The sequence below is a fragment of the Variovorax sp. GW821-FHT10B04 genome (assembly GCF_059415645.1).
Genome location: NZ_JBWKNQ010000012.1, coordinates 15,316 through 41,145, shown reverse-complemented (window position 1 = coordinate 41,145; position 25,830 = coordinate 15,316). Strand labels below are relative to the sequence as shown.

The following is a 25,830-nucleotide window of genomic DNA, read 5'->3' as shown; positions in this document are numbered from 1 at the left end:
CTTATGGCAACGGCGCTGGTTGTGGCACCGGCGTGATCTTGCGAATCACGTAATTATGAGCGTCACTGACGTACAAGTTTCCAAGTGCATCAACCGCCACTCCTGATGGGCTGGAGAAGGTCGCAGCCATGCCGATACCGTCGGCAGAGCCCGAAAAGGGCGGATTGCCTGCGAGGGTCGAGACAACACCCAACGGCGTGACTTTTCGGATCGAGTTGTTGTCGCTGTCGGCAACGTAGATATCGCCGTTTACGTCTACCGCGAGATCAGACACAAATTTGAACGACGCGGCGAGGCCAGCACCATCCGCAGAGCCCCGCACCCCCGCCGTCCCAGCGAATGTGGTGACTTCACCTGCTGCCGTGACCTTGCGGATGAGATTTGACGCGCTGTCACCAACATAGATGACCCCGTGACCATTCGTTGCGATCGTGTAAGGCACCTCGAACCTTGCAGCCGCACCCGTGCCATCGACAGTTGAGCGATCGCCAGCGACACCTGCAAACGTTGAGACCTCCCCTGCTGGCGTGATCTTGCGGATCACGTTGTTCCCGCTATCAGCCACATAGATAGTCCCGTCACCATCGATGGTCAAATCGTGAGGGCTGCGAAAGCGCGCGGCGGCGCCTAGACCATCCGTCGAGCCCTCAGTACCTGGCGTGCCAGCGATCGTGGTGATGACACCCTCGGGCGTCACTTTACGGATGACATTGCCATAGAAGTCGGCAACATAGAAGTTGCCATCCGGGCCAACAGCGATGCCGGTTACGGCAGCAACGGACGCACTGGTACCCGTGCCGTCAACAATTTGACCTACCCCTCGCGTTCCGACGAATGTGCTGACCACACCAGCTGACGTGATTTTGCGCAGCAGAAAGTTGATGTATTCACCCACATAGACATTTCCGCCCGCGTCGACTGCCACCCCATCAGGCATACCAAACAAGGCTTCTGTCCCCGCGCCGTCTGCATAGCCAATACTGCCCACAACACCAGCCAAGGTCGAGACCTTTGCGGCCGCATTTGCGCATTGAACTTCGACGTTGGTGATGTCTCCCGTGGCGCTAGCGCTGCCATTGGTCACGTTGCAAAACTGCCAGCGCGGATTGGTCTCGACGGTCACTGCATAAGTACTGACCGCTTTGGTGAAGCTGAACGTCCCGTTTGATGCGACAACGATGTCGTCCGAACCGTTGTTCTGCAATACAACCCGCGCACCTGCAGCCAACCCTGTCACCGATCCGCCAATCCTGAACTCCGCAACTGGCTGTGTGGGTTGAATTGGCTCGGATTCAGTGGGCGGTGTAGGTGTCGGTTGTTCTGGCTGCGTCGGAGTCACCGGAATAACCGGAACCTCAGCGCTGGAGTTCCCACCACCCCCACCGCCGCCACAGCCCGAAAGACCAACTGCTGCGGCAAATATGGCTGCCGCCACTGAATACCATTTCATTACTTTTCCCGAGTTATCTTGATACGAAAAACCCATGCGTTTACAAGGGCTGTCCAATCGTAAAGCAAACGTTCTTAATGTAAGTAAACGTTCGTTTATGGTGCTGATGCACCACATTTCTGGGGGTTTCGACGCTTCTTTTTTAAAAGCTGACGCTAATGCGAATGGATCGATGGCAAGGCCGCACTGCCCGTTCACTGCAGCTGAGCAGTGAGGCTGCTCCTAATCTCTCCTCGCATTGCCTTCGGCGCAGTCGCGGCAATGCGCTGTTCTTTCGAGGTCAGCAGCGTCCTGGCTTTCTTCAGCACCGTGGGCAGCTTGATCGTGATCGGCGCGGTCGGGTTGCTCTCATTCCAGCGCTGCAGGTCGCGGCGCGCCTCCTCGATCATGCTCGGGTCCTTCTGCGCGATCCCGTTGGCCCACAGGTCGAGAATCTGGCTTGAGCGCACGCGGTTCTGCGCGATCGAGTTCTGCACGTCGGCCGTGGCGTCCTGCACAGCAGCGACGCTGTTCGGCTGGAAGCCGATCGCCTTGATCGCCGCGTCGTACCCATCGGTATCGACCACCTTGCGGCCCGCCTGGTCCTTGTAGAAACCGGAAGTCGCCATGTCGAGCCCCTGCCGCAGGTTGCCGATGGCCTTCGGCGCCAGGCCGAAGAATGCGTCCGCGGGCTTGCCCTCGACCAGCGCGCCAGCAGCTTCCGCCCCTCGCTTCGCCAAATCGCCGGCCGGGCCGAACAGCTCGGCCACGTCGCGCGAGTGGTCCGCCTTCACGGTGAGCAGGCCAGTGCCCGGGATGAGGTTGCCCATGCCCATGCGGCCGGCCACGTCGAGCGGCACGCCGGGCAGCCCAGAAACGCCGCGTTCGACGAATTGCGCGCCAGCTCTCCCCAGCACTTCCTCGAGCAGGTCCTGCCGCTTCTGCTTAGTGTTCCAGTTGTAGCCCAGGCGCTGCATCAGCGCGTCGGCCAGATCCTCCATGTCTTCGGCGAAGGGCAGACCGCCAGCGCCGCCCATCAGAAACAGCATGCCGATCGCGAGCATGGCCGCGCGCTGGCCGGCCGCACGCTCAGCGGAGCCCTTCTCGCCAGCAGTGGCCATCCGGCTCAGCAGCTCCACGTAGTTCACGCCGTAGCTCTTGAACGTGAACAGAGTGGCACCGACGGCACCGCGCGCCCACTCTGGACGGTTGCCCTTGTTCGCGACGAACTGGGTTTCCGCGATCGCTTTCACTGCGAAGGCGGCCGGGTTCGACATGCCCTGCGCGAGGGCCGTGCGGTAGGCCGCGATGAAGGTCGCACGCCGGTTGTATTGCTCGACGGCGCCGAACAGCTTGCCCCATGCAAGCTGGAACTTCGCGAAGTAGTTGCCGGCCCGCGCGCGGGCGTCGCCGAGCCGCGTGCCGTCGCCGGACGACAGCGATGCGCTGCCGCCGGCCTGCGCCTGCAGGTAGTGGATCTCCTGTGGCGACACGTCGCCCCGCTCCTCGGCCAGCTTCAGCGCCTTGTCGAGTTCCGCATCGCCAGTCCGCTTCTTGCGGGCGTCGACCATGGCTTTGCGCACCTGGTTCGCTGCAGCGGCCGCGCCGCCGAACTGACTGAGATACGGGAAGGTGGTCTGCAGCGGCTGAGTGAAGTTCACCAGCGCCGACGCGACGGAGCCGCCGATGTACTGCGTGAACAGAAGCCCGCGCAGGCCGGCCGCCTCCTCCTGCGGCTCGCTGACGTAGCCGGCCAGCCGGATCGCTGCGTCCTTGAGCTCGCCCGCGCCCTGCGACACCGCAGCCGTCGACTGCTTGATTTCGCCTGCATGCAGGTTGCCGGAGGTCTGCCGCGCGTTCGAATATACAAAGCCCGCCAGCACGCGGCCCGGGTCTTCGCTGAAGCCGGCGATGCCCTTGCGCTGGATCAGGCGTTTCATCGCGCTGCGGTTGGTCTTCGCCCGCTTGAGGTATTCCTGAAACGCCTGGCTCGCTGCATCGGAGCCCGTGCCCTCGAGGTTCAGCATCTCGCCGAACAGCTCGAGCGTCTCGGGCGTCACGCCGGCGAAGAGCTTGTATGACTCTTCGGACATGGTCCCCTGGTCGATCTTCGCATCGGGGCAGTTCGCTGCCATCTGCTTGGCCATCTTGTCGGCCTCGAAGCGGCTTTCGAAGAGGCCGAAATAGACCCGATCGCCGGCCTCATCGAGCACGTCGACGCTGTAACGACCGAAGCGCGACAACGGCGCGTAGCCTTGCGTCATCAGCTCGGATGCGCGGTCGGCGTTCATGATGATCTTGTCGGCGGTGTCGCGCAGCAGATCAGCGCGCGCGGGCTGGTCGCGGCCGATCTCAAGCAGGTGGTCGCGCAGCAGCACCGCCGCGGCGTGCACATCAGGTGCGTCCATCACCATCTCGCGCACGCCCTCAGCGTCCTCGCCGGCGAAGCGGACCATGTCGCTCATCGCCAGCTGCGCCAGGCTCTTGTCGATACCGGCGCGGAACTCGCGGTACAGGCCGATCTGATCGTCGGTCAGTCCGAAGAGGGAGCGCAGCTCGGCGTCCTTCCAGACCACGCCGGCCTTGAGGAACTTGTCTTCGAAGACGTTGCGGATCGCGCCTTCGTAGCTGGCGACCGGCAGATTGCGCCAGTTCTTCAACTGTTGCTCGGTCACGTGCCGCTTCGCCAGCAGCATGCCGCTCTTCTGCTCTGCCGTGAGGTCGGCGAAGCGCTCCTCCTGGTCCGCCAGCTTCACCGGCTGGCCGCGCTCGTCCCGCGTCCACGACAGCGTGCCCTCGAAGATGGGCGCCGCGATAGCTTTCGAGTCGGCGCTGCTGATCGGCTGCTTCGCCAGATCCGAAAGGTCATTCAGCTGCGGCAGGATCTTCGGCGCCATGTTGGCGGCCTCGGTCGCGTAGCGCGAGATGTCGCCGATGAACCCCTGAACGGAGTCATACACCCGCTTGAATTCAGGATGCCGCTGCGCCAAGTTGTACGGCGTGCCGACGGTCTTGTGCCACCAGCCGACCGTCCCCGGCGTGTTGAATGCCGTGTTGAACAGCTCAATGGCCTTCGCGCGCAGCGGCCGCAGCCCATCCACGCTGTAGGGTGCACCGTCCTGGGCGAGGAAGCGTCCGGGAACCCGAGGGCGGGTCCTCGGCGCAGGCACGCCCGCATCACGAAGCGAGTCCCCGACAGTTGGCTGCGCATCCGTCAGGATGCCGGCCTTGACTGCCTGCACGACCGGTGCAGCATTCATGTCCGAATTCGATCCGATCGCGAGCACGTGATCGGATCCGGAATTGCGCTGCAACCGACGCACGAGCGCCGCGAGGTAGAGCGGGTTGCGCGTCAGGATTGACGAAGGAGCCTCTGCAACGACGCGTACACGATGCAGGGCGTCTGTGCCCACCAACGTAATCCAACCGGGCTTCTGCATCGACTTTGACGCGATGGCCAACTGCTTGGAGCCCTTCATCTCGCGGCAGAGCACGGCGGCAGGCTTGCTCGCCTGCAGCAGCGCGTCAGGCCCGAAATCGCGCATCTTCACCACGCCCGTGGCCGCGCCGCCAGCACCGACATCGATGACAGCAAACTTTCCGCTGTTGATGACAACGTGCGCCTTCATGCCTGGCACGCTACGTGCCAGTACCTCCGTTGCGCGCAGGTCGGCATCGCTCGGCGTGGGATCACCTGAAGGATGGTTGTGCAGCAGGTAGTAGCCATCAGCGCCGGTCCGCTGCATCTGATCGGCATACCAAGCAATGGTCTTTTCATCGCTCCACCCGCCAGGCGCCAGTGGGGTGTAGCCGGGCATCCGCGAACTCACGCCCGTGGCATGGACAACGGTGTCGCCCTTCAGGAAGAACGTGCGGGTGGTCTCGTAGCGCGGATCGCGGTAGACCTGCGCCAGCGCGGCTAGATCGTCAGCGGTGCGGACGATCTGGCCGACGAGGGCTTCAGATCCGGTCCGCTCGATTCGTCCAGCGATTCCCAGTGCAGTGACTCGGGCGACACTTCGTACGGGGTCGAAATCCCTCCGCACACCCACAGCGGGAGATGCTCCGGCTCCGGAGAGGTCGCCGGCAACGCCGTCGTCTGGTTGGCCGGGTTCGTTGAGTTCATAAGCTCCACTGTACCCGTCGCGGGAAACCGCGGCAACGTCTTCAGGCCGGCCACGGCTGAAGCGGACGGCCGCGCCAGCACGCGCCGCAGCAGCGCCACGTTGCACCCAGCCGCGAGCGGGCAGCAGGTAGTTGCGCAGGACCTCCGCATCCGACAGCGCCAGCCCCTTGAAAGCCTGCACGTTCTCGCGCAGCCACGTCCGGATGGCCGCGATCGCGCGCTTCACCAGACCGGCCTCGGGGTGCGCTTGTGCCATCTCCGCCAGCACCTCCTCAGCGGCGATCAGGCGGTCGCGCTCGCGCCCGATGTCGAGGCCGTATTCCTTTGCCTTCGCGGCCACATCGGCGCGGCGCAGTCCCGCCACCTGCTGAAGCACGGGCTTGAGCGAGTCGCCGAACACACCGCGCAGCCCAGCATGCCCAAGCGCCTCATGAAACAGAATCTCCGTCACGTCAGACGCGGAAGTCATCTGATCGGCCAGCAGATACACCTTGCCCCGGTAGAAGAAGCCCTTGGCGTTGCCCTCGGCGCCCTGAGCGCGCTGGCCGGCGTCATGTTCGCGCACAGCCGCCGGCACGACCTCGTCATCCATGCCCGTCGCCACAACGATCTCCGGCGCGTTCTTCCATCCCGAAGCGAGTTGGTCGACCACACTGCGAACCTCTTCGGCGGGCAGCCGATCCGACTGGTCGCCCGCAACCGGCGCGCGGCTGAAAAGCGGCACGTTACCGTCTTCAGCCTGTCGGTGCTCGATCACACCGAAGAAGTTGTCGAACGCGGCGCGCAGCGACGGGAGCTCCGACACGGTCGGGTACGGGAATCCGCCATCAATGACCCAGCTCATCTGCGGCACGACATTGGCCAGGTAGTCATTCGACGCGTTCTGGTCCGCGAGCTTCGCGATGACGTAGCTCTCGAATGACCGCGCCGACATCTCGCGCCCGACAGCCCAGTAGGCCTTCCCCTTGCGCTTGTCTAGCTCCTTCGAACGCGCCTCCAAGTTCGTCGCGAAGATCGCGCGCTTGATGCCAACGAACGCAGCGCGCATCTCCTCACGTGCAGTGCCTTGCGTGGCGTCCTCGGTCATGTAGCCGGTGCCGGACGCCTTGCCGTTGGCATCCTTCGCGAAGTAATTGTCCAACGCGTGCCACCACTCGTGCGCCAAGCTGCCGGCGCCCTCGTTCTTCGTCAGGTTGATGACGACGGTGCCCGGCTCGTAGTGCGCCGCAGCCGGGTCCTTGCCGCCAGTGCCACGCGCACCGAAAGCGAGCCCGAGCTTGCCGTTCAGCGACAGCGCGCGCGGCGGCACGTTGACGACGGCCGCGAGGTCCATCAGCGCGTCATATGCGCGGTTGAGGTCAGCCTGCCGACGCTTGCCCTCGACATAGTTGCCGAACTGCACGCCGCGGAAGCCGAAGGCATCGCTGAATTGCTGCGCAGACACGTCGCCGTTGCTGCGATGGTCCTGCCCCACGCGCGGCGCGTTCTCCGGCTTGCGCACCGATGGCACGTGCTTGTATGCGGCCAGCAGCCGCTCCAGCTCAGCCTGGTTATCGGCCTTCCATGCACGGGCCTCCTTCGCACTGTCGAATCCGGTCTTGAGCTTCGCGACATCGCGGCCGATCTTCTTCCCGATGAAGATGGCGCCTTCCTTGAGGCCGCGCTGCGAGTAGATCTCGAAGGTCGTGCCCTTTTTCTCCGCCGTCTCGAGTGCGGCGCCAGCCTTGGCTTTGAAGCGCTCGATCGCCTGCTCACGGGTGTCGCCCTCCGCCATGATCGTCGGCCAGTTGCCGAAGCCAGTTCCCCTGCGCTCGACGGTCCAGATCTGCTTCGACGGGCTGTACTCCACACCCTTGTAGAGCGAATATGAGCCCGACCGGACATGCACGCCCTTGAGCGAATTGGCATGACCCAGCGCCTCGTAGAGTTCGATGTTTCCTTCGAATCCATCGCGCAGCGTGGCGAACTCGGCACCACCCAGCGCCGTGCGAACGGCGGATGCTGCATCAGCGCCGCCCAGCGCGCGCTCGGTCAGGTCGCGCAGCTGCTCAACCTGTGCGGCCCAGCCCCGTAGCTTCCACGCGGATTGCGGCTTGGTCGGCACCTGGTCGCGCGCCGCATGAGCAAACGCCACGGCCCACGAGCTCATGCCCTGGTCGAGCAGCTTCTGGTAGTCGGGCTCCGGCCAGGTCTTCGACAACGGGTGCGCCGCTACCGGCAGTTCCTTTGCCTTGTCGAATGCGCTGCGGTAGGCATCGGAATAGAGCATCTTCCGGGCGCCATGTAGCGTTTCGCCGAAGTCCTCGATCTTGGTCGAGGGCGCAGCGACGGCGCGAGCGACATCCTCCTTCGCAGCCGCAGGCGTGGCCACGGCGGGCGGGCTGACCGAGGCCGCTGGAGCCGGCGCGGCGGTGGGCGCCAGCATGTTCGCGCGAGGGCCATTCTTCAGCAACCGCTCGTCAGGCTGCGTCGAGTGCACCCGATCGCGCTCACGCGGCACATCGATCCATTTCCCATCGGCGTCCTGTTGCACAGCATGGACCGTGACGCTCCACGGGCGACCATCGACGCCCGGCGCGTACGAGACAACGCGATCGAAGCCACCGTAGCTGCGCACCACGTTGCCGGGCGCGAAGTAGGCCGCGCGGGCGGACTCCTGCTGCGCGCGCGCCTGCGCCACTGCCTTTGCAACCTTCGGCTTCGGCGCGGCCGGCACTGCCGGCGCGCCAGCTGCGGATGCTGGCGCCTCTGCCGCGATCGCGAGCGGCTTGGTCAGATCGCCGCTCGACAGCCAGGTCTTGAATTCGTCAACCGACATCGCGGTGACCTTGCCGATCTTCCAGCCCTTGTCGAAGTTCGACGCGTAGGCGCGCTTGGCCTGCAACTGGTTGTCGAAGCCCAACATGGCCTTGTGCTCATCGAACGAACCGTCCGCATTCACCTGATCGACGACGAAGACCTTGGCGCTCTCATGCTTCGGGCCGACGTACACGTCGACCTGCTCGCCGTCGGCGCCGACGGTGCCGCGCACGTAGCCGTAGTGGTCAGACATCTCGTGCGACCAGGTGGAGCCGTCCGGGCGCTTGCCGCTGCGCGTCGAGCCGCGCGGGTTCTCGATCGAGATGTCGAGGCCTTGAACCTTGACATGCCCGAGCGAGTAGTTGCCGGCCTTCTTCTGCGCATCGGTTGGTTCGGGAAGGTCGTTCAGCGGTGAGGTCGCCGCCTGATGCGCCGCTTCATCGATCGCGGACACTGGAGCTGCAGCCGAATTGACAGGCTCGACACTCGCCTTGGGCAATGGCTCGCTCGCGGCCAAAGTTTTGCCACTTTCGGCAGTGACGGTCGGTGCGGCGGCAGCCGACGCAACAGTCAAGGATTGCTTGACGGTTGCTGCCGACGCGACAGGGGCTACCGGTGCAGATGGGGCGCCAGCTGCTGCGCCAAGTGGAACTGCTGCACCTTCTGCGCCAGCCGCGCGATCTCCTCCGGTGACCACGGCGCTGTCGAGTCCATCACGTCCGTCCAGTACAGGCTCCACGCTTGCACCGGCGTCAGCACGCCCGCCTGCAGCGGCAGGTCCAGCCACCGGGGGAACCGCATTGCTTGCGCCATCGATCGCTTTCTTCTTGCCGGCGGCCTCTGCCGCCTGACGCTGCTGACGCTGGTCGAGCGCTGTTTCGTAATCGGGAGAGCCTTTCAGCGCGAGACCGATCGTGCCGTCAGGGCGAATGAACGGTGCCGCCGTGATGTTGCTTCCGGCGGTGCGCTGCTCGCGCACGAAGGCCGCCGCCGCATCGACGCTCGGGAACTCCGCCTGCTGCGGTTGCGCGGGAGCCGCTGGCGCGACACCGGGGATCACCGCGTTGCCAGGGTTTTGGACCACCTGGCCGCCGAGCGCGGCACGCACGGCCGAAGACAGCGGGCGCGTCGGATCAATGGGCGGCGGCGCGGCCGGCGCCGCGCGCGCTACAACGTCGGTCACATCGGCGCCCGCAGCTGAGGCTAAAGGGCTGCGCGGCGCGCCCGGACGGTTGTCGAGCTCGCGCAAACCATCGCGACGCACTGCGACCTGGCCGCCTTGGAGTTCGTTGCGCTGCTCGGTCGTCAGTGCATTTCCTGCAGCATCAACCGACACGACTGGAGCGGGAAGGCCAAGCGGTGGTGGCAGCGCAGCGCCCTCGGGCGGCGCAGACTCCATGATGTCGCCGGCACGGCCCCGCTGCGTCTGCCGGTCCGCCGTGGTCTGTGCAACGCCGTCAGGACCGACCGTGATGACGGGGGCCGGAAGTCCAAGCAGAGGCGCCGCTGGCGGGGGCGCAACGATCGGTGCAGCAGCTGGAGCGGCTTCTCCATGGCCGCCGAGCGGTGCCGCGACACCGCCCATCATCCCGCCGGCGAGCATGCCCTGAGCGCCAGCTTCTGCGGCACCCTCGTCCCACGGTTTGCCCTGCGCCAGGTTTTGGCCGACCTGCTCCTGATAGGACTGCGGCAGCTCCTGCAGCACGCCTTCGGACGCGACGCCTTCGGCAGCCTTGCGCACGATGCTTTTGTTCGCCCCGGCAGCAGCGCCCTCGCCCACGGCACCGAGCTTGCCGGAGGCCAGCATGGTCTCGATGTCGCCGATGCCGAGCTTATTCGCGACCCGGCCGGCACCCAGCGAGATACCGCCGGTGAGCACACCAGACGCAGCAAGAATGGCGGACTGCTGCGGCGTGAGCGTCCCATTGGGATCCTCCTGACGAACCTGCTCGGCGTTCTGCCCTGCGGCCGTGATGCCCTCACCTGTAGCGCCAGCGGCGATCGCTCCGATCCGCGGCGCAGCGGCCAGCAGCCCGCGCGCCGCAGCACCGCCGATCAACATCGACGGCGCCGACTCGACGGCGCTCTGCAGGATGGTCGATGGGTTCCGAACCATCGCGCCGACCGTGGGGAAGAACCCCTTGGCGTCCTGCACGGTCTTGCTCGCTGCCTGTTGAGCTGGCGAGTACAGCGTGTCGAGATAGGCCTTGGCCTCTTTCGGACGGAAGCCGATGCCGCCGACGCCCTGCCCGAGCACCTTGCCTACGCGGCCACCGGTGGCGAGGTCGGCCACGCCTACCGCCGCTTCAGGCACGCCCACGATGCCCTTCGCCAGCGAGACACCCACATCGCCAACACGGCGGGCGATGCTCGTGGGTGGTGGCGGCGGCGTGATGGTGCCGTGATCCCAGTCGGGTTCGGCGTTCGCCGGCGGAGTGATGGTGCCCTTGGACCAGTCGATTGCGCTCATATGCCGTCAGTCCTCAGAGGGGAACCCATTTGCCGCCGGTGAACCGCGCGGACTTGCCGTTGACCGTGGAGATGGACCCCTCGGCAATCGCCGGCCGCGCAGCTGGCGCCGCCGGCGGCGTGACGATCTGACCGGTGGCCTTGTTGAAGATCACGGGCGTCTTCGGGAGCGTGCGCACGCCGAGCATCGGGTTCGCTGGGTCGATCGGCTCGGTTCCGCCGCCGATCTCCACGGCGGAGAAGTTGTCCTGATTGGCCTTGCCGCTGAGGGCGGCCAGCTCTTCGGCAGCCGCACGACGCGCTTCCGGCGTCGCTGCGTTCTGAACTTTCAGCTGCGCGGCCTCGATACGACTCCGGCTACGGCTGTCGAAGGCAGCCGCGTCCTTCTTCAGCGCGAACTCGTCGCGATCGAGCGCATTGCGGAAGCCGAGTTGCGCGGTTGAGGCCGCAGCGCGCCGGTTTTCCCCCGCCTCGCGCATGCCGGCTCGGGCCGTCTCGCCCGCCTGCTCCATCGCCGTGCGCGAGGGGCGGACAGGGCGCGTGCCGAACACCATCATGCCCGGCGCTTGACCGTTCTGCGCATCGATCTCGCGCTGGATGCCGGCCATGTCGCGCAGGTGCTGCCCGTCTCGCTGGTACTGGGCGATGCGATCAGCCGACGTGACGCCTGAGCCGCTGAGGTCGCTGACCGTTCCGCGGCCCGGTGCGCCATTGATAGAAGGGCTGCCCGAGACGTTGGTCCCGGAATAGGAGTTGCCGACGCGCGTGATGCCGCCGGGGATCTGTCCCGCTGGGCCGGCCGCAGCGGCTCCGCCAGCAGAAGCGTCCGTCGGCGCGACAGGTGCGGGGCCGCCCTGCACGGTGGGCGGATTGAGAATCCCGCGACCAGGACCAGCAGGCGGCGGCGCGGCAGCGGTGACGGCGGTAGCAGGCGCGGCGGCTGCATCCGCCGCGCGGACTTTGTCGTAGTACGGCGTCATCGACGACGGGTCGACGCCGCTCGGAGTGAGCAGCGGCGTCGTGTAGGCCATGTTCAAGCCGGCGGCGCGCACCGGACGCACGACCGCGGAGTCGTAAGCGCCGAGGATCCCGCGTGGCACTGCAGTCGCAACATCGAGAATTGCGGCGCCAGCACGATCGTTGATGTCCTTGACGCCAGCAACGAAGCCCGACGCGGCCTGCCGGTCGGCTTGCGCCTGTGCATCCAGCGGAGCACCACTGGACACCTGACTCGGCCGCTGGCTCATGCCTAGCGGTGGAGCGGCAGTCGTTGCTTGCGGAACAGCCGCCGACGGTGTGATGCCCAAGGCCGGCGTCGAAGGTGCCGCCGGCGTGGCCGGGCGATTGAGGATGCCGCCTGGCGCGACGAAGCCGGCGGAAGGGTTTGCCGCCTGTGCTGCAGCGTCCCCAAATGCGTTTTTCTTCTTCGTCGGGTCTTCGGGGAGAGTCGTTGCCATGCGGGTACCTTGGGTCGGTTGATGCCTTCGGCATTCAAACGGCCAAGCGCCCCGTTGGCGACCACTATGGGGGTGCTGATGACAGCGAGCGTAGGGTCGTCAGGTGATGCTCTCGGCATTCCAACGCTGGGCGGCGCAATTGGCGAACCTAATGGGGATGTCCCCCGTCTGCGCGGTTCGGTCGATCCATCGCGGCCTCAGCTACGATGACGGCTCCCGGCCAGAACCAGCCGTTCGCCATCGCCGCTCAAATCGGGAAGAAGCGGTCATTCGCGGCGTCCACGCAACGGTTTGATGGGAGGGATGGAGCCCATCAACCGAAGTGTGTGCACCCAAACTCGTCAGCATGAAGAATTGGCCTTGTTTTGGTGCCGACCTCGCCGCCGAAGAACACACAAACACATGAAGAAACTGCTTTCCTCGCTCATGGTCGCGCTAGGCGCGGCGCCTGCAGCCGCGCAAGCTCCAAGCAAGATTGAGACAATCAACACGAAGTCGATTCGGTTCACCATGCCGACGGTCGCGACTGACGACCTCAAGTTCGTAATGCCGACCGCCCAAACGTTCGATGACGCGCCCCAGTTCCACGAGGACGAGTGGGCGCAAGTTGAATTCTTTCCGTCGGCCCGGCTTGGCGAGGTTCAGCGCCGCCTCGTGGAATACAAAGCCTTTGAGCAACGCCATCGCGGCCCCCACGGCTGGACAGACATCTACGCCCGTCGGGTCTCTAGGTCCGCGGCCATCCTCGGCGGGGCGACCGCCGTTGATGAACTGGCATCTGAGGTTCACGGCACGCGCGTGCCAGCGCCGATTTTGACCACAGCGTCAAAGCCGCTTGGGCAGGTGGAGAGCGGATTCAGCATACGTCTCAGCGATAAGGTCCACCTGTACGGCTTGGCGGACCGGGCAGGCATCAATGTTCTAGCCGCCATTCTCGACAGAGGGGCGGACGATACCTCCTTGACGAGCGCCTTCCTCGCGCTCAGAAAGTCAAAGGACATCATCCTTGTTGATTGGCGGAGCCAGATGGTGCTTGTTGCTTCGATCCCGACGGGCAGCCTGGAGGTTTGGCGTCCCTGACCGTGTGCGGCCAAGAGCGGACATTCGCACCAAACAGTCGAAAGGAAAGCATTGAATGAAAGATGGCGTTGCCGTTCCTGAGGCCGTGTTGTGCATCCCTGGCCCCTGGATTGATAGAGCGGACCTGACGAGGCGACTCGTAGAGTCAAACGCGAGCTACATTCTTGCTGGCATGTTGTTGATGGACATGAAGACCAGTACGACATGTGAGCTTCAAATGCAAGCACGCGACGAGAGAATGTTGTCTGCTTTTAAAGTGTCTGGACCGCACTGGTCGCATACAAATGAAATGACGCGCATCACCGATCATGAATCCGTCATTTATCTGATCGGTCACGGCGGCTCGGAGACCAATTTCGCTCCTTTGATGCGGGCTGCACGTGCGCTCCTAGATGCAGGAGGATTTGGTGTCAAGGTCGAGAGTGCGGGCCTTGCACATAGCCCAGAGGCGTGGCGAAGGCTTTGCGATGAGTTGCACCTTTTCAGTGTTCACGAAGCTTGCGTCGTGTACCTCACGGGCGCTGATATTTACTCGTGCGGCATGCACAATCTTGGCCTGAAGGATGTCGTCGTCGCAGCAGAGGGCACGGAAGACCCCGTTGAGCTTGTTCGGACCTTCACACGTTATGCTTTCGCCGAGAAGGCGAACATTCGATCTGGACAGACCTTCTCTTTGGCTTCCGACGCTCCCGTGTACAGAATCGTGGACGACATAGGCGTGCAGTACGACGCTTCATCACTTTTCAACAATCCGTATGGTTTCTGGCGCCTTGAACCTGAGGAATTAAAGCTTGCGGCGAGCAAGCCTGACAGACGTTCTAGGTGGAAGTTCCGCAAGCACTAGCCCAACATCCGCTTTCGACTAAACCTTGCAGCCGGTAAGGGCCCCCTCCGATCTGGTCCGCCTCGGGCAGAATCCGGCCATAAGCGGTCGCGGCTATGTGATGTCCTCGATAACTGACGACACTATGACAAAGCTCAAATCACGGCGCTGGCGTAGAACCTGCGAAGTCATAGGCGCGGCAGCGGAGATCGGAGAGTGGCTGTACATGCTGCCGCTTCTGATCTTTGTAGTGGTCGTTCCTGTGTGGTGGGGCTACTCGTTCGTCCGGGATCACTTGCTGATATCCGGCGCGGTTGGGGCAGCGTTGGCCGTCGCCGCAGCCGTGTATATCGCTCGTCGCGCGCAGCGCCAGTAATGCCTATGGGCCCGAAGCGACCTCCACCATGAGGACAGCATCCGGCCAGAAGGTGCCGGTCGCGACAAGCCGGTTGCGGGTAGGCTAAACGAACCGCTGCCGATACGTGGCAACTGGCGGCGTAGTTGTCAGACGGAAGCTGACGTCTTGGGCCTTGTTCTGCTTACCGAGAAGGATGCGACCGGCGAAGATGTGCAGCTCGGTTGCAATGCATCCGATGGTGCGTGTCAGTCGCTCGCGTGGAGGCCCGTCTTTGGAAACGCCCTCAAACGAGTAGCCACTGAGTTGCCCGATCAACGCGGCAACGTCGTTGCGCTCCAGACTGATACCTTCCCAGTCGTGCGCGAACAGGTTGCGCACTTTCCGCAGAATTTCCATATCCTTGAACTGGTCTTCGCCTACGAGGCCAAACGCGTAGACGGCCTTGATGCGCGCGCCGAGCGTGCCCAGCGGTGCGTTGAAACCCTCCACGAGCTCGCGGGTCGCCTTACAGTTGCGGAAGTAGGCGAGCAACAGGCTGCCAAGCGCTTCCTCTATAAACGACCCCATCGACAAAACCATGGCACGGTCGTCCTGGTCGCGGACCAGCTTCATGAACCGGTTAAGGTCCGAAAACGCCTTGTCTTCGGCATTCGACGTCTCGTTCGTCGGTTGTGAGTCCATCGCGAGCCTCCTTGGGAGCCGTGTCGCCTGTGCGGCTGGGCGCTATTTGTCGCCTGTGTGATGCGGGGCATTATGGCGAGAACCCGCGCTAACGCGATTTCTGATGCCTTCGAGGCGAAACATTGGCCGGCGATAGCGGCGTGAAGGGTAACTGGACGTCCGCTTTCTGGCTTTCAATTCAAAGTGTCGAAGGTCAGCAACGGGCCCAAAGCGGAAGTAGCGACCTTCGCGCGAGCGGTCATCCGAGCCATAGGCCCCTTCACACTTGAGGTATGAGGTCGTGGCCCGAAATGCCCTCGCCGAGTTGTTCGCAGATGCTCGATCACCTAATTCAGAAGTCAACCCGGTGATACTTTCGATTTGCGCCCTCGAGTCCAACCCAGACGCCGAACTCGGGGTTCTCTCCTAAATCCTCGACGAGAAAGTTCACCCTGCCGGAAGATTCCCGATAGCGCGCGACGTACACGTGCCTCGGCTTCATATCTTTCACCTCGATCTCTAGATCGGCCCGTTGATAGAAGATCGTCCCCACTGCCAAACCGAAATTCGAGGAGTAACGTACTGAGAACTTGTGTGTGCCGGGCAGAACCCGGGTCCAAATGGGGCAACCGACCTGCCAACAGGAGGGCTCCTTTCCATCAATCAACTGAATGCCAATGGCCGTGTGCTTTTCCTGCTTATCGTCTATCGCCACGAAGACAGTGGTGTCTGCCAGGGACGGTGTGCCTTCATACATCGCATAAGGTGTGTGATGGTAGGCGCAGCCTGAGAGAGCAAGAACTGCGAGGATGGTGACGATTTTGAGAACGGCTTTTGAGGACATATTGGTAGTGCACCACCGTTTTGATCGGAGGCCTGGATGGCTGACTGCTTCTGGCCGAAAACTGCCAGCGCCGAGGATGCCACAGTGTGTCAGTGCGGAAAAGACATCAAGACGGTTAACTCAGCGGACTCGCCGCAGAGGCACTCATGCTCTGCTGGCTCAACGCGTTTGTGAGAGCACTGCCCGATCAGCGCTGATCGCCTGCAGCAGCAGTGTCACTTCCCCATCACGCTGCTCAATGAGGTCCTGACCTTCTCGCGCCAAGCCGACAGCTTCGCCAAGTAGGTCGCCGAGGAGCTTGGATCGATCTCCAGCAGCTCGGCAGGCAGCGGCGTCAGCGTCGGGCCCGGCGCCACCACTGGGGGCGGCGCTGGCGGAGGCGATGAGGTGGCGCAGCTGGTCGTCAGCAGTGCGATGAGCAGCATCAGCAGCGGCCCGAAGGCGCTTCTGTTCGTTGTAGGCATGGACGTTCTCCTGTTGCTGCGCGGCATGCGCGGACGAGAGCGCGGCGACCCGCTCGGCCTCGCGCAGGGCCACACGGTTGCGGGCTTCGTTTTCCTGAGAGCGAGACAGCTGCTCGCTGGCCAGTGCCAGTTCGCCACGAAGCGCTCGGTCGCGGTAGCCGTACGCCGCGAGGCCGAGCGCCACGCATGCAGCGATGAGGGCCGCAATCACTGCAGACTTCAGGGCGTCAGACACAGGGCCTCCTCGGCATTGCGGCGACGCGTCAGACCAGGCAGTTCGATCAGGAAGCCCTTGACGGTGGCCTTGTTCCACCGGGGAAGCTGATGGCACGCCTCGATGAACTTGCCGGCCTTCAGCAGCCGTGCGGCCGTCGAGGTCTTCAGGTTGCAGACCATCGCACTGCCGGTGTTGAAGATGGCGCTCGCCCAGGCGGCCAGCATGTTGATCGGCAAAGCGGGGACGCATCGCTCGACAACCTCAATGCGCTCGAGCATTTCCTTGCCGAACAGCGCTTCGCATTCGGGCGTGGTCTTGTAGTCGCCCATCTTCACGCCCACGATGCTGCCGCGGCAGATCGTCGGAATGCCGACAGGGTCGCGGTACGCATAGTTGCGCAGGCCTTCGAACGGCCCAGCGATGGCGACCGCGATAGAGAGCGCGACCAGTGTCCGGTTGGACGATGCGCTGGGCTTGGTCGCCACCGGTGCGGATTGAGCCGGAGATGTCATGGCCGGGGCTCCTTTTGCTTGGCCAGGCGCAGCACGAACGCCAGCGCGATCAGCACGAGGCGCAGACGCTCCTTCGTGACGGGGTCAAGCTGCGGGATGGCCACGGACAGGAGGTCGAGGTGGTCGAGCAGCAGCTGCACGCCGTCAGGCAGCACGATCGCCGCGGCCATGGCCCAGGTGGACCACTTGCGGTACCAGCCCAGCACGATGCGCCGGTTGTAGAAAGCGATGGCGCGCACGTGCAGCGCGGCGCAGCGGCGGGAGATTGGCGCCAGCATCACTGCCGCCTCTGCTGCGCCGGAGGCAGCAAGCTCGAGCTCTGGGTTCCGGTCAGCGCGCGGATGGTGCGGATCTCGCCCTCGATGTTCTCCATGCGGAACTTGAGGAGCGCCTGCTCGCCGGCAAGGGTCATGGCCTGCGTGTTGCCGGCCTTCACAGTGATCTGCAGGTCCGCCACGTCCTTGGCGGTCTGGTTCGTGGTGAAGTACATGCTGACGAGCAGGAAGGCGACCGACGCGGCCGCGCACAGCACGCCCCACAGCGGGATGCGCATGTCGATGTACTTCTGTGAGAAAGCCAGCGGCTCTTCTTCGGTGGGCATGATGGCTCTCAGGTGGGGGAAATCAGAAGGCGCAAGCCGAGCCGCTCCAGCGCCTCGAACGGCTGCTGCTCGGAGACATCGCAGGCAGCCAGCAAGCCGGTGCATACCTCGAGCGTGGCGTCGGCAACGCCGCCAGCCTGGCAGGCGTCGAACATGACTTGAGGGTCAGCCAGCACGCCCGCGAAGGTGTCTTCGATCGGGCCGGAGCTGATGAAATGCGTTGCGGGTGCCGTGCCGTCAGCGGAGAGCCCGACGGTGAACATGCCTTCGCCCGGCGGGCCGGCGAGGCCAGCGCACATGCCGCGCACCGTGGGCGCGAGGGCCGCGGGGACGACCAGACAGCGGTGGATGTAGCTCATGCGGCCAGCCTCTTCGCTTCCATCGCGTTTTCGGTCTTCGTGATTTCGGCGGTGCTCGGCTCGCGCGTGCACAGCAGCAGCATGTTGTAGAGCCTGCCTCTGACGAACTCGGACGCGCCGTTGGCATTCGCTCCCACTCGGATTGCGGCGCTTGCCGTGTCGCTCGTGTTGGCGGCCGAAGTCATTGCGGTATTGGCGATGGTCCCACCCCGGTTCCGGCGGGTCTGCACGGTGCCCCGCGCATAAGCGGCCAGGAGGGAGAACTGCTCCGATGCAGCGAGCGCCGCGCCCACACCGCCGTAGACAGCGGCATCAGCATCCGGGCCACGGGCGCCCATCGAAATGTTGTCGGTCGCACCTTTGTAGAAGAGGAAGCGATCCGACCCGGCCGCGAAGAGGCGTCCCGAGGCGCCGGTGGGCGGGGCATAGGCGGCCAGCGACAGGAAGGCGGATGGCGTGTTGCGCAGCAGGTCGAGATTCGTGAGCAACAGGTTGTCGTCCACGCCGTCGAATGAGAGGTAGCGCGGCCAGCCCGTGGCGTCGTAGGTCGAGCCGGTGGTGGTCTGAACGCGGGCGGCTGGCGTACTGCCTTCTTCGAGCTGGTTCAGGATGAAGTGCCCCACCGCGCCCGCCGGCACCAGCATCACCAAGCCGCGCGCCGTGGTGTCTGGCGTCACCGTGGTGGAAATCTTGGTGTAGGCCGCATTGGCCGAGGTCGTGCCGCCGGCACCACCTTGGAGTTCCACGCGCACCAGCGAGCCCGAGATGAGGCGGCCGTAGGCTGACACGGTATGTGGGCTGACATTGCCGACGGAACCCGAGGCCACCAGGTAGGCGCTGCTGTTCCCCGCGCTGTTGTCGATGCGGTAGACCTTGCCGCTCGTCGCCTGGCCGGAGAGCCCGGCAGCAGCGAGTGCCGCGGTGTCATCAACGATGGTCGCGGTCGCCAGGCCGTTGGTGGCATTGGTGAACGTAACGCCGGTCAGATCGGTAGGGTTGGCGTTGTAGTTGAGGCACTTGTTGACGCGCGCAGAAAGCAGTGGACGCGCAGTCGTCGTGGCCTGGCTCGCGTGGGATCCGATGAACGGCTTCACCGACGCGCTGACGATATAAATGATCTTGCCGTTGTCCGCGGAGTTGGCGGTGCTGCGGTCAACGATCAGACTCACGTTCATATTCGTTGCCGGCGTGAATATGACGCGAAAAGTCGTATTGGTAAGTGAAGGCAGGGCCGCTGCGCCGTATGCACTCGTTGACGCCGTCTCGTTATAGAGCGACATCTTCACGCCGCCTGCAAACAGCACATCGGATGCTCGCAGGGTGACCATGAATTCGTAAGCAATACCCGCGGTCAGGACAATTCCGGGGACACGGGCGCTCCACGTTGACCCGGTGCCAACGGTGGTCACGGCAATTTCCCCGTTGACGACTGCCAACGATGAATTGCCCGAGGTCGTGGTCCAGTTTCCAACAGAGGTGAACGGGCCGCCCGCGCTCAATGCGCTCAGCATTTCCGTGCTACGAGCACCGTTGAATCGCTTATCTCCCAAGAGGCCGGTGCCCTGCTCGAAAGCAGTGACTGGAGTAACGCCTAGATTGTCCTGAAATAGCGTGTGCTGCGGAAATGCAGCCATGAATTCCGCGCTGTAATCAGTAATTGCTTGATAGGCAGATGCCGAATTCGCCAGCTCAAATTGAGATTCTTTGACATAAGCCGAGATGCTTCCGGTCGGTGCCCCCTCCCATGATGCACTTGCATCCCGGGCCGGGCCGTGCACGACTTGAGACAGGACGGTAGTGCCGACCACGCCCCTCAGAATAAGCGTGTAGAAGCCCTGCGCATCGAGCGCGCTGGCGCTGGCTTCAAGCAGCGTGTATCCGGTATTGAATCCCGAATAGGCAACGGTGCCGTTTGCAAGGTTGACTACCATGTCCACACGGGACGGGTAGGTGGATTGAACCCGCATTCCATAGAAGCCGACGCCCTGCTTTACCTTGAGCTGCAAAGCGAATTGGCTGCCAATTGGTGCACTGGCGTAATTCGAATTCTGTTGGGCAAAATATCCCGAGGTGCTGCGGGTGGCAAGCTGGCTGCCGTCACTCTGAATTGCGACCGTCAAATCGCCCGTCTTGGGCCAATTGGTTCGCGTGAAGTCGTTGCTGTAGAGCAGCAAATTCCGACGCCACGCGATCTTTGCATCGGTCAGGTCGCTCGGGTCGTACCAAAGCCCCTGCTCGCCGAACTTGAACATTGCGGTCGGATTCCACAATCCCCAGTAGATCGAGCGCGAGGTGGGCCGGTTGCGGCCGACGCGGCCGGTGCGGGAGCGACTGACCTTCATGTTCAGACTGCGAACGCTTCAGCCGCTACCGTCACGATAGTCGCGCCCTGGTCCACGCGGCGCAGGCTGATCGCGTTGGCGTTGGTGATGCCCTGCACGAGGCGCGATGTGCCAGTGGGCACGACGATGGTGGACCCAGCGCCACCGCGCCGGTATTCGATGTCGGTGCCCGTCGTGTTGACGATGTCGAGCGACGAGCATGCCAGCGCCGCGAACGCGTTGAAGTTGGCACCAGTGGCATTGGTCGCCACCGAGGTGATCGTCACAGCGCTGTAGGTCTCGCGCGCCACGAAAGACAGCAGGCGCTTGAACAGCGCCATGAAGCTGAATGCGCCGGTGTCGTTGGTGGCCGGCGTGTCGGCTTTCGCGCCGAAGGTCGCATCCGCGCCGTCGACTGCAGTCACGCCGCCGAGGTAGACGACGCGCGCATGCGTGCCGTCGCCCATGTCCTTCATTTTCTCGGCTACGCCGATGCCCGAGTTGATGTTTTGGTCCATGGTGTTTCCCGTTCAGATGGCCGCGGCCAATGCGGGGATTCAATCGGCGGCCCTCCCATGGGGCAATCTCTAAGGGGGTGTTGCTACAGCTCCGTCAGGCTCACCACCCACCAAGACCGGCTGTAGCCTGCGGCGCCAGCCTTGCCGAGCAGCGCCAGCAGGTCGGCGTGCACGACAGCGCCAGCGGCGGTGCGGTGCGCCACATGCGCGGTGCCGCGAGCCGTGGTCACGACGATCGATGTGTCCTGGCTGTAGGCCACGTCGCAGACCCTGCCGGGGTATGGCGCCACGAAGGCAGGATCGGTCGAGGTGCCGTATCCGTAGGCTTCGGGGTATGAGAGCGCCTCGCCGTCGAGTGCCGTGCTGCCAGGACTGAAGGCCCACGAGAACTGGCTGTACCAGGGCAAGGTCGAGCCGGGCGTCCGCTGCGCCCGATACGTGCCCAGACCGAAGTCCGCGCCGCCGTACCCAAACACGTTGGTCGACACCGCGCCGTAGAAGCTGCCGGTGTAGCCAACGGAAAAGTCCCGCAGCCCGCCGTGCGCGCCCATCGCGCCGATGTGCTGCAGGCCATAGTCCGCGATGCGCGCGGCAGCACCATTCGCATCGATCAACGGGAGTTCGGTTTCGCTGAACGCGCGCGACATGATCAGGTGCTTTCGGCTGGTCAACGCAGGCGCTGAATCCTGAATCGTCACCGTCGCGACCAGCGTGCCAAAGGCCCAGACTTGGCGCTTCACGACGGCGTTCTCGATCGGCGCGGAGACGACGCCGCGTCCGCCAAGCGAGGCGACGAGCGCGTCGTCCCACCCTGGCAGCCGCAGATCCAAGTCGAGCGCGGCCGTGACACTGAAGTCCCGCACGGCGGGCGTATTGAACCCGCTGCTGCTGGAGAGCGCACCGGCCAGGCCGTCGCGCGTGAGCATCTCGCCGGCCACGTGGTCGATCACGCGCGCGCCGGCCAGCAGCCGCGCCGCCAGCGGGAACATGACCGTCGGACGCGCATCGTCGAGCGTGCCGGCGCCGCGCACTGTGTTGCGCGCGACTGTCAGCACCGCCGACGCATAGGGATCAGAGCCTGTGGTCGCCAGCGTGGTAGTCGTCGTCATCGCGAGCTGCTGCACCTGCTCTGCGACCTTGCCGGCGACGAGGAACGAGGCGCTGTTCAGCGTCTGCGCCTGGTCGATCTTCCCAAATGGATAGTCGTTGTCAGCCAGGTAGCCTCGCACCGGCAGACCGGGATCGGGCAGGCGCTCGAGCGGCCACTTTCTCAGCTGGACCACGATGTCGGCGTTGAGACGGTAGTACAGCACCGTGTAGGTCAGGGTGGTGCCGACCCCCAAGGATTCCGTGACGACAACATCCTGCGTGACGATCGTATAGAGCGGCGCGCCGTCCACCGTCTCGGCGGGGTCGAACTGCCGAACCTGCCGGATGGCCGCCGTGTAGAGGGACCGACCATAGGTCGTGATGCCGCTCTGTTCGATGCTCGTGAAGTTCTGGTAGCTGAAGAGCGTGTTCGCGTCCTCCCCGAAGCTGGGTGTACCGCTGCCATATTTCAGCCCGAGCAACCTGCCTTGCCCCTCTACCCCTTCGGGCACCACTAGCGGGCGCACGAATGGCAGTCCAGTCCATTCGTTGTGCTCGTCGCGGCCACTCCACCTCCCGCCACTGACGTAGCTGTCCCACTGGGCGGCGTACTCCTCGTATGACCGCTCCCCGGCCGCGCCGTCGATGGGCGGATAACCCGGAGCCACGCCAGGCAACGCCTCCAAAGCCCCGAATGGTGATGTGACTGAGCGCGTCTCGAGGGACAGCATGATCAGACCATGGGATTCCACGGGCCCAAGAAAAGCCGGGAACATGCCGCCCGCCGGGGCGTCGTGGTCTATCCAGTAACGCCCCTGGTAGTTGGCATCGCCGAGGCCAGGAATGGAGCCGAAGATGGTGCCGGCCGGGATCGTCACATCGATCGTCGCCCACAACCCGTCACCCAGATCGCAGTCACCCTCCGCCCCGACCGCGCGCAACACGGGCAGCGGCAGCGCATGCGTGTGCTCCTCGCTGCCGATCTCCCGGTGCACCCACATGAGTGCGTCCGCCGCGTCGTTGCTGCGATGCAGATCCAGCGTGTCGATCTCCATGCGTTGGGTCGTCGATTTCTTGCTGACCGCATAGGCCTCGTACAGCGCCGGCTCCGTCACAACCTCCTCGACGCACGCGTCACCCACCCAGTAGCCTGCGCCGGCGGTGCGCACGCCGGCATAGACCGGCTCGCCGATGTCGCTGCGGGTGTGCGCCTCCCGCGCGTAGCCGCCCGTGAACGAGACGAACTCTGCCGGCAGCACGTCGGCGTCGCGCATCTGCGCCAGCACCGGCGCCGCGCCGAAACGAAACGTCACGTCGACGGCACCAGCACGCATGCCTGCCACGACCACCTTGAGGCCGTCCGGGCTGAAGCTGCTGCACATGACCTGCCGCTTCACCTCGCCCATGCCGTTGTAGGCCGGCACGGCGAGCACCGGCGCGTCCTGATAGCTCGCGCTGCCGGTCGAATACCAGCGGGCGATCACCTGCAGCTGGGCGCCGAGCGCGCCCTTCAGGATCAGCAGATTCGCGGTGCCGCTACCGGCCGCGGCGCCAGCCGCCAGAATTTCTTCGTCGATCGCCACCAGCGCGCCGGCCGCCGAAGAGCCGCGCACCTTCGCCCAGGCCTCCAGCTGCGCGGCGCTCGGCGGCTTGCCGGCGCACCAATGCAGCTTGCGTGTGCCGGGCCCATACCAGGTGCGATCGAACTGCGGCGGAGCGATGCGACGCACGCGAAATCCGCTGCCTTCGTAGCTCACGCCGTACCACTCGGGCTGCAACTGCTGGTCGTGCAGCAGCTGGAACGCCACGCCCTTGGCCTCCTCGCCGCCGTCAATGCGGATCGTGCAGCGCCCCTGCCCGGTGTACCGAATGTGCGCGACCTCGTCACCCAGCACGCGCACGCTCTGGTGCGTGCGGTTCGGGTCGGCCGCCAGCGCCATCGCCGCCACGTTCCGAACCCACGCACGGCAGGCCTGCGTGCCGCCCTGCACGATGATCTGGGGTGCCATCGTCAGGTGTAGCTGATGTCGCTGTCCTGCGCCACGCCAGCGATGGAGCTCGACGCCCCGCCGATGGCGCTGCCGAGAGACTGCATTGCGGCGGCGACGCCTTGCACGGCGGTCTGGTGCGCGGCAATGGCATCGCGGGACACCACGGCAAAGTCGTTGGACAAGCGATCGTTGATCGCCCGGTTCGCCGACAGCTTCACCCCCTCGATGTCCACGTCCAGCTTCGACGCCTCGATCTTCAGTCTCTCGCCATCGAGCAGGTTGGCGTTGCCAGTGCGCACCTGGTCGACATAGACCCGGTAGGCAGCGACCTGCGCCTGCAGCGCGGCAACGCGCGCCTGCACCTTCGCATTGGCCGCTTCCACCTGCGCGCCGTATGCCCGCACCTGCTCGCCGAACGCGGAGAACTTGGTCTGCTCGCCGCGCTGCTCGGCCTCGATGGCACGCAGCTTCAGCTCGTTCTGGCCGAAGCGCGAGACCTCTGCTTGGATCCGCGTGCGGTAGGCCTCGAGGATCGACTGATTGACCGTCGCGCGCATGCCGACACCACGCACCAGCTCGCTGTAGACATCGATCTTGGCCCGCTCGGCGCGGATGCTGGCATCCCATGCGGCGATCTGCTGCGCGTTCACATCGACCTTCAGCCGCTCGGCTGCGATCAGCTGCTGGAAGACCTCGACTGCGACCAGGGCGCGCTGCCGCTCCTCGGTCCACGCGGCCAGGTAGGTGCGCAGCGCCTCGAGCTTGGCGTTGTAGGCCTGCACGGCATATTGCAGCTTGACCTGCGCCGCGTCGATGTTGATGCGCTGCAGCTGCAGCGCGCGGTCCATCGCCGACTGCGCGTAGCGCTTCAGCAGATCGATGAACTGGATGGCCTTGCCGCTGGCGTCCTGCTGCTGCAGCACCAGCTGGTCGGCGCGCTTCAGGGTGATCTCGCGGTTCAGGTCCGCCAGCTTGCCATTCGTGTCGCGCGCGACTTCACGCAGCGCGTCAGCCATGAGCCCCGAGGGCATGCGGAGGTTACGCGCGCTCAACTGGTTCATGACCTGCGCCTGGCCGCGGCGCGCCTCCCCGACGATGCGATCGCGGCCGGCTTGAAACAGCCGGTGCCCGTTGTCGAGGTTCGTGCCGTCCCACAGGGACTGCAACCAGGTGGCGAAGCGCTCGTCCGTGATGGCCTGCGCGAACTCACGTTCCACGCTCGAGGCGGACAGATCGGGTGCAGCCGGCAGCCCATCCGCCGGCCGGAATGCATTCAGGTCGAGCGCCGCGAGGTTCACCTGAGGCGCCTGCACGTTGGTGCTCACCGGGATGAGGTCGGGCCGCGCAGCGAACTGGACCACCGGCGCATCAGGCATGTCGACGGGCAGCAGCGTCGGATCCACGGTGTCGCGCCATTCAACCGGGTTGTAGGCGGTGCTCGGCGTGTAGGCTGGCGCGACCGGCGCGTCACCGGGGAAGGTCACCCCCGCCAGCGGGTCCGCGTTGGGTGAGCTGAACGAGTCCAGCGCCTGCGGTTGATAGTTGGGATCCGCGCCGATCAACGAGGGCGTGTAGTCCTGCAGCGGTGTGGCCGAGATGACCGGCGCCGCCGTTGCGATGCCGCGCAGCTCGGTGACCATCGACTGCAGTTGGCTGACTGTCGATGCAATGTTCACCTGTGCGGCGTTGATGATGTCTTCTGCTGCCACGTCT

16 protein-coding genes are annotated in these 25,830 nt (G+C 64.6%); 2 read left to right on the top strand and 14 right to left on the bottom strand.

The window, feature by feature from the left end; all coding sequences use genetic code 11:
* Position 1 precedes the first annotated feature (1 nt).
* Genes AC07PZ_RS24815 through AC07PZ_RS24805 form a run of 3 tightly spaced genes read right to left on the bottom strand, consistent with a single transcriptional unit; the run spans position 2 to position 12,280 of the window.
* Positions 2 to 1,648, bottom strand: coding sequence for an NHL repeat-containing protein (locus AC07PZ_RS24815; protein ID WP_495297822.1), 1,647 nt, complete (start codon positions 1,646 to 1,648; stop codon positions 2 to 4).
* A complete protein-coding gene (locus tag AC07PZ_RS24810) occupies positions 1,645 to 10,824 on the bottom strand; it encodes a PLxRFG domain-containing protein (protein WP_495297821.1) in 9,180 nt (3,059 codons plus the stop codon). The genes AC07PZ_RS24815 and AC07PZ_RS24810 overlap by 4 nt, the downstream gene beginning before the upstream one ends.
* 13 nt (positions 10,825 to 10,837) lie before the next feature.
* Complete coding sequence (locus AC07PZ_RS24805; protein WP_495297820.1) at positions 10,838 to 12,280, bottom strand: hypothetical protein; 1,443 nt, start codon at positions 12,278 to 12,280, stop codon at positions 10,838 to 10,840.
* Between the two features lie 402 nt (positions 12,281 to 12,682).
* Here AC07PZ_RS24805 and AC07PZ_RS24800 point away from each other — a divergent pair, with 402 nt between their 5' ends.
* Together AC07PZ_RS24800 and AC07PZ_RS24795 are read left to right on the top strand one after the other, a co-directional pair.
* On the top strand, positions 12,683 to 13,360 hold the full coding sequence (locus tag AC07PZ_RS24800) for a hypothetical protein (protein ID WP_495297819.1): 678 nt from the start codon (positions 12,683 to 12,685) through the stop codon (positions 13,358 to 13,360).
* A 55-nt stretch (positions 13,361 to 13,415) separates the two neighbouring features.
* Positions 13,416 to 14,204 carry a hypothetical protein gene (locus AC07PZ_RS24795; RefSeq protein ID WP_495297818.1) on the top strand — a complete coding sequence of 263 codons (789 nt, stop codon included), beginning with the start codon at positions 13,416 to 13,418 and terminating at the stop codon, positions 14,202 to 14,204.
* A gap of 439 nt (positions 14,205 to 14,643) precedes the next feature.
* On the opposite strand, the gene AC07PZ_RS24790 is transcribed toward AC07PZ_RS24795, so the two are convergent.
* The 11 genes from AC07PZ_RS24790 to AC07PZ_RS24740 all read right to left on the bottom strand — a co-directional run bounded on the left by AC07PZ_RS24790 (position 14,644) and on the right by AC07PZ_RS24740 (position 25,826).
* Positions 14,644 to 15,222 carry an MltR family transcriptional regulator gene (locus AC07PZ_RS24790; RefSeq protein ID WP_495297817.1) on the bottom strand — a complete coding sequence of 193 codons (579 nt, stop codon included), beginning with the start codon at positions 15,220 to 15,222 and terminating at the stop codon, positions 14,644 to 14,646.
* Positions 15,223 to 15,553: 331 nt separating this feature from the next.
* The gene (locus tag AC07PZ_RS24785; protein WP_495297816.1) at positions 15,554 to 16,045 is read right to left on the bottom strand and encodes a hypothetical protein; all 492 of its coding nucleotides are present in this window, start codon (positions 16,043 to 16,045) and stop codon (positions 15,554 to 15,556) included.
* A gap of 159 nt (positions 16,046 to 16,204) precedes the next feature.
* Entirely contained in the window at positions 16,205 to 16,744 is a 540-nt protein-coding gene (locus AC07PZ_RS24780) for a hypothetical protein (protein ID WP_495297815.1), read from the bottom strand.
* Positions 16,729 to 17,238, bottom strand: a complete 510-nt coding sequence (locus AC07PZ_RS24775) for a lysozyme (protein WP_495297814.1) — start codon at positions 17,236 to 17,238, stop codon at positions 16,729 to 16,731. The genes AC07PZ_RS24780 and AC07PZ_RS24775 overlap by 16 nt, the downstream gene beginning before the upstream one ends.
* Complete coding sequence (locus AC07PZ_RS24770; RefSeq protein WP_495297813.1) at positions 17,235 to 17,516, bottom strand: hypothetical protein; 282 nt, start codon at positions 17,514 to 17,516, stop codon at positions 17,235 to 17,237. The genes AC07PZ_RS24775 and AC07PZ_RS24770 overlap by 4 nt, the downstream gene beginning before the upstream one ends.
* A complete protein-coding gene (locus tag AC07PZ_RS24765) occupies positions 17,516 to 17,839 on the bottom strand; it encodes a hypothetical protein (protein WP_495297812.1) in 324 nt (107 codons plus the stop codon). The genes AC07PZ_RS24770 and AC07PZ_RS24765 overlap by 1 nt, the downstream gene beginning before the upstream one ends.
* 8 nt (positions 17,840 to 17,847) lie before the next feature.
* On the bottom strand, positions 17,848 to 18,198 hold the full coding sequence (locus AC07PZ_RS24760) for a hypothetical protein (RefSeq protein ID WP_495297811.1): 351 nt from the start codon (positions 18,196 to 18,198) through the stop codon (positions 17,848 to 17,850).
* Positions 18,195 to 20,540 (bottom strand): phage head spike fiber domain-containing protein, encoded by a 2,346-nt coding sequence (locus AC07PZ_RS24755; protein ID WP_495297810.1) that lies wholly within the window; start codon positions 20,538 to 20,540, stop codon positions 18,195 to 18,197. Before AC07PZ_RS24755 ends, AC07PZ_RS24760 begins: the two co-directional genes overlap by 4 nt.
* Positions 20,541 to 20,542: 2 nt before the next feature.
* A complete protein-coding gene (locus tag AC07PZ_RS24750; protein ID WP_495297809.1) occupies positions 20,543 to 21,037 on the bottom strand; it encodes a hypothetical protein in 495 nt (164 codons plus the stop codon).
* A gap of 83 nt (positions 21,038 to 21,120) precedes the next feature.
* The gene (locus tag AC07PZ_RS24745) at positions 21,121 to 24,135 is read right to left on the bottom strand and encodes a hypothetical protein (protein WP_495297808.1); all 3,015 of its coding nucleotides are present in this window, start codon (positions 24,133 to 24,135) and stop codon (positions 21,121 to 21,123) included.
* Positions 24,136 to 24,137: 2 nt separating this feature from the next.
* Positions 24,138 to 25,826 (bottom strand): hypothetical protein, encoded by a 1,689-nt coding sequence (locus tag AC07PZ_RS24740; RefSeq protein WP_495297997.1) that lies wholly within the window; start codon positions 25,824 to 25,826, stop codon positions 24,138 to 24,140.
* Between the last annotated feature and the right edge of the window lie 4 nt (positions 25,827 to 25,830).

What these genes read in the sequence shown, in the direction of transcription:
- AC07PZ_RS24810 (WP_495297821.1), bottom strand. Translation starts at nt 10,824, where the DNA reads ATGAGCGCAATCGACTGGTCCAAGGGCACCATCACTCCGCCGGCGAAC.
- AC07PZ_RS24805 (WP_495297820.1), bottom strand. Translation starts at nt 12,280, where the DNA reads ATGGCAACGACTCTCCCCGAAGACCCGACGAAGAAGAAAAACGCATTT.
- AC07PZ_RS24800 (WP_495297819.1), top strand. Translation starts at nt 12,683, where the DNA reads ATGAAGAAACTGCTTTCCTCGCTCATGGTCGCGCTAGGCGCGGCGCCT.
- AC07PZ_RS24795 (WP_495297818.1), top strand. Translation starts at nt 13,416, where the DNA reads ATGAAAGATGGCGTTGCCGTTCCTGAGGCCGTGTTGTGCATCCCTGGC.
- AC07PZ_RS24790 (WP_495297817.1), bottom strand. Translation starts at nt 15,222, where the DNA reads ATGGACTCACAACCGACGAACGAGACGTCGAATGCCGAAGACAAGGCG.
- AC07PZ_RS24785 (WP_495297816.1), bottom strand. Translation starts at nt 16,045, where the DNA reads ATGTCCTCAAAAGCCGTTCTCAAAATCGTCACCATCCTCGCAGTTCTT.
- AC07PZ_RS24775 (WP_495297814.1), bottom strand. Translation starts at nt 17,238, where the DNA reads ATGACATCTCCGGCTCAATCCGCACCGGTGGCGACCAAGCCCAGCGCA.
- AC07PZ_RS24770 (WP_495297813.1), bottom strand. Translation starts at nt 17,516, where the DNA reads ATGCTGGCGCCAATCTCCCGCCGCTGCGCCGCGCTGCACGTGCGCGCC.
- AC07PZ_RS24765 (WP_495297812.1), bottom strand. Translation starts at nt 17,839, where the DNA reads ATGCCCACCGAAGAAGAGCCGCTGGCTTTCTCACAGAAGTACATCGAC.
- AC07PZ_RS24760 (WP_495297811.1), bottom strand. Translation starts at nt 18,198, where the DNA reads ATGAGCTACATCCACCGCTGTCTGGTCGTCCCCGCGGCCCTCGCGCCC.
- AC07PZ_RS24755 (WP_495297810.1), bottom strand. Translation starts at nt 20,540, where the DNA reads ATGAAGGTCAGTCGCTCCCGCACCGGCCGCGTCGGCCGCAACCGGCCC.
- AC07PZ_RS24750 (WP_495297809.1), bottom strand. Translation starts at nt 21,037, where the DNA reads ATGGACCAAAACATCAACTCGGGCATCGGCGTAGCCGAGAAAATGAAG.
- AC07PZ_RS24745 (WP_495297808.1), bottom strand. Translation starts at nt 24,135, where the DNA reads ATGGCACCCCAGATCATCGTGCAGGGCGGCACGCAGGCCTGCCGTGCG.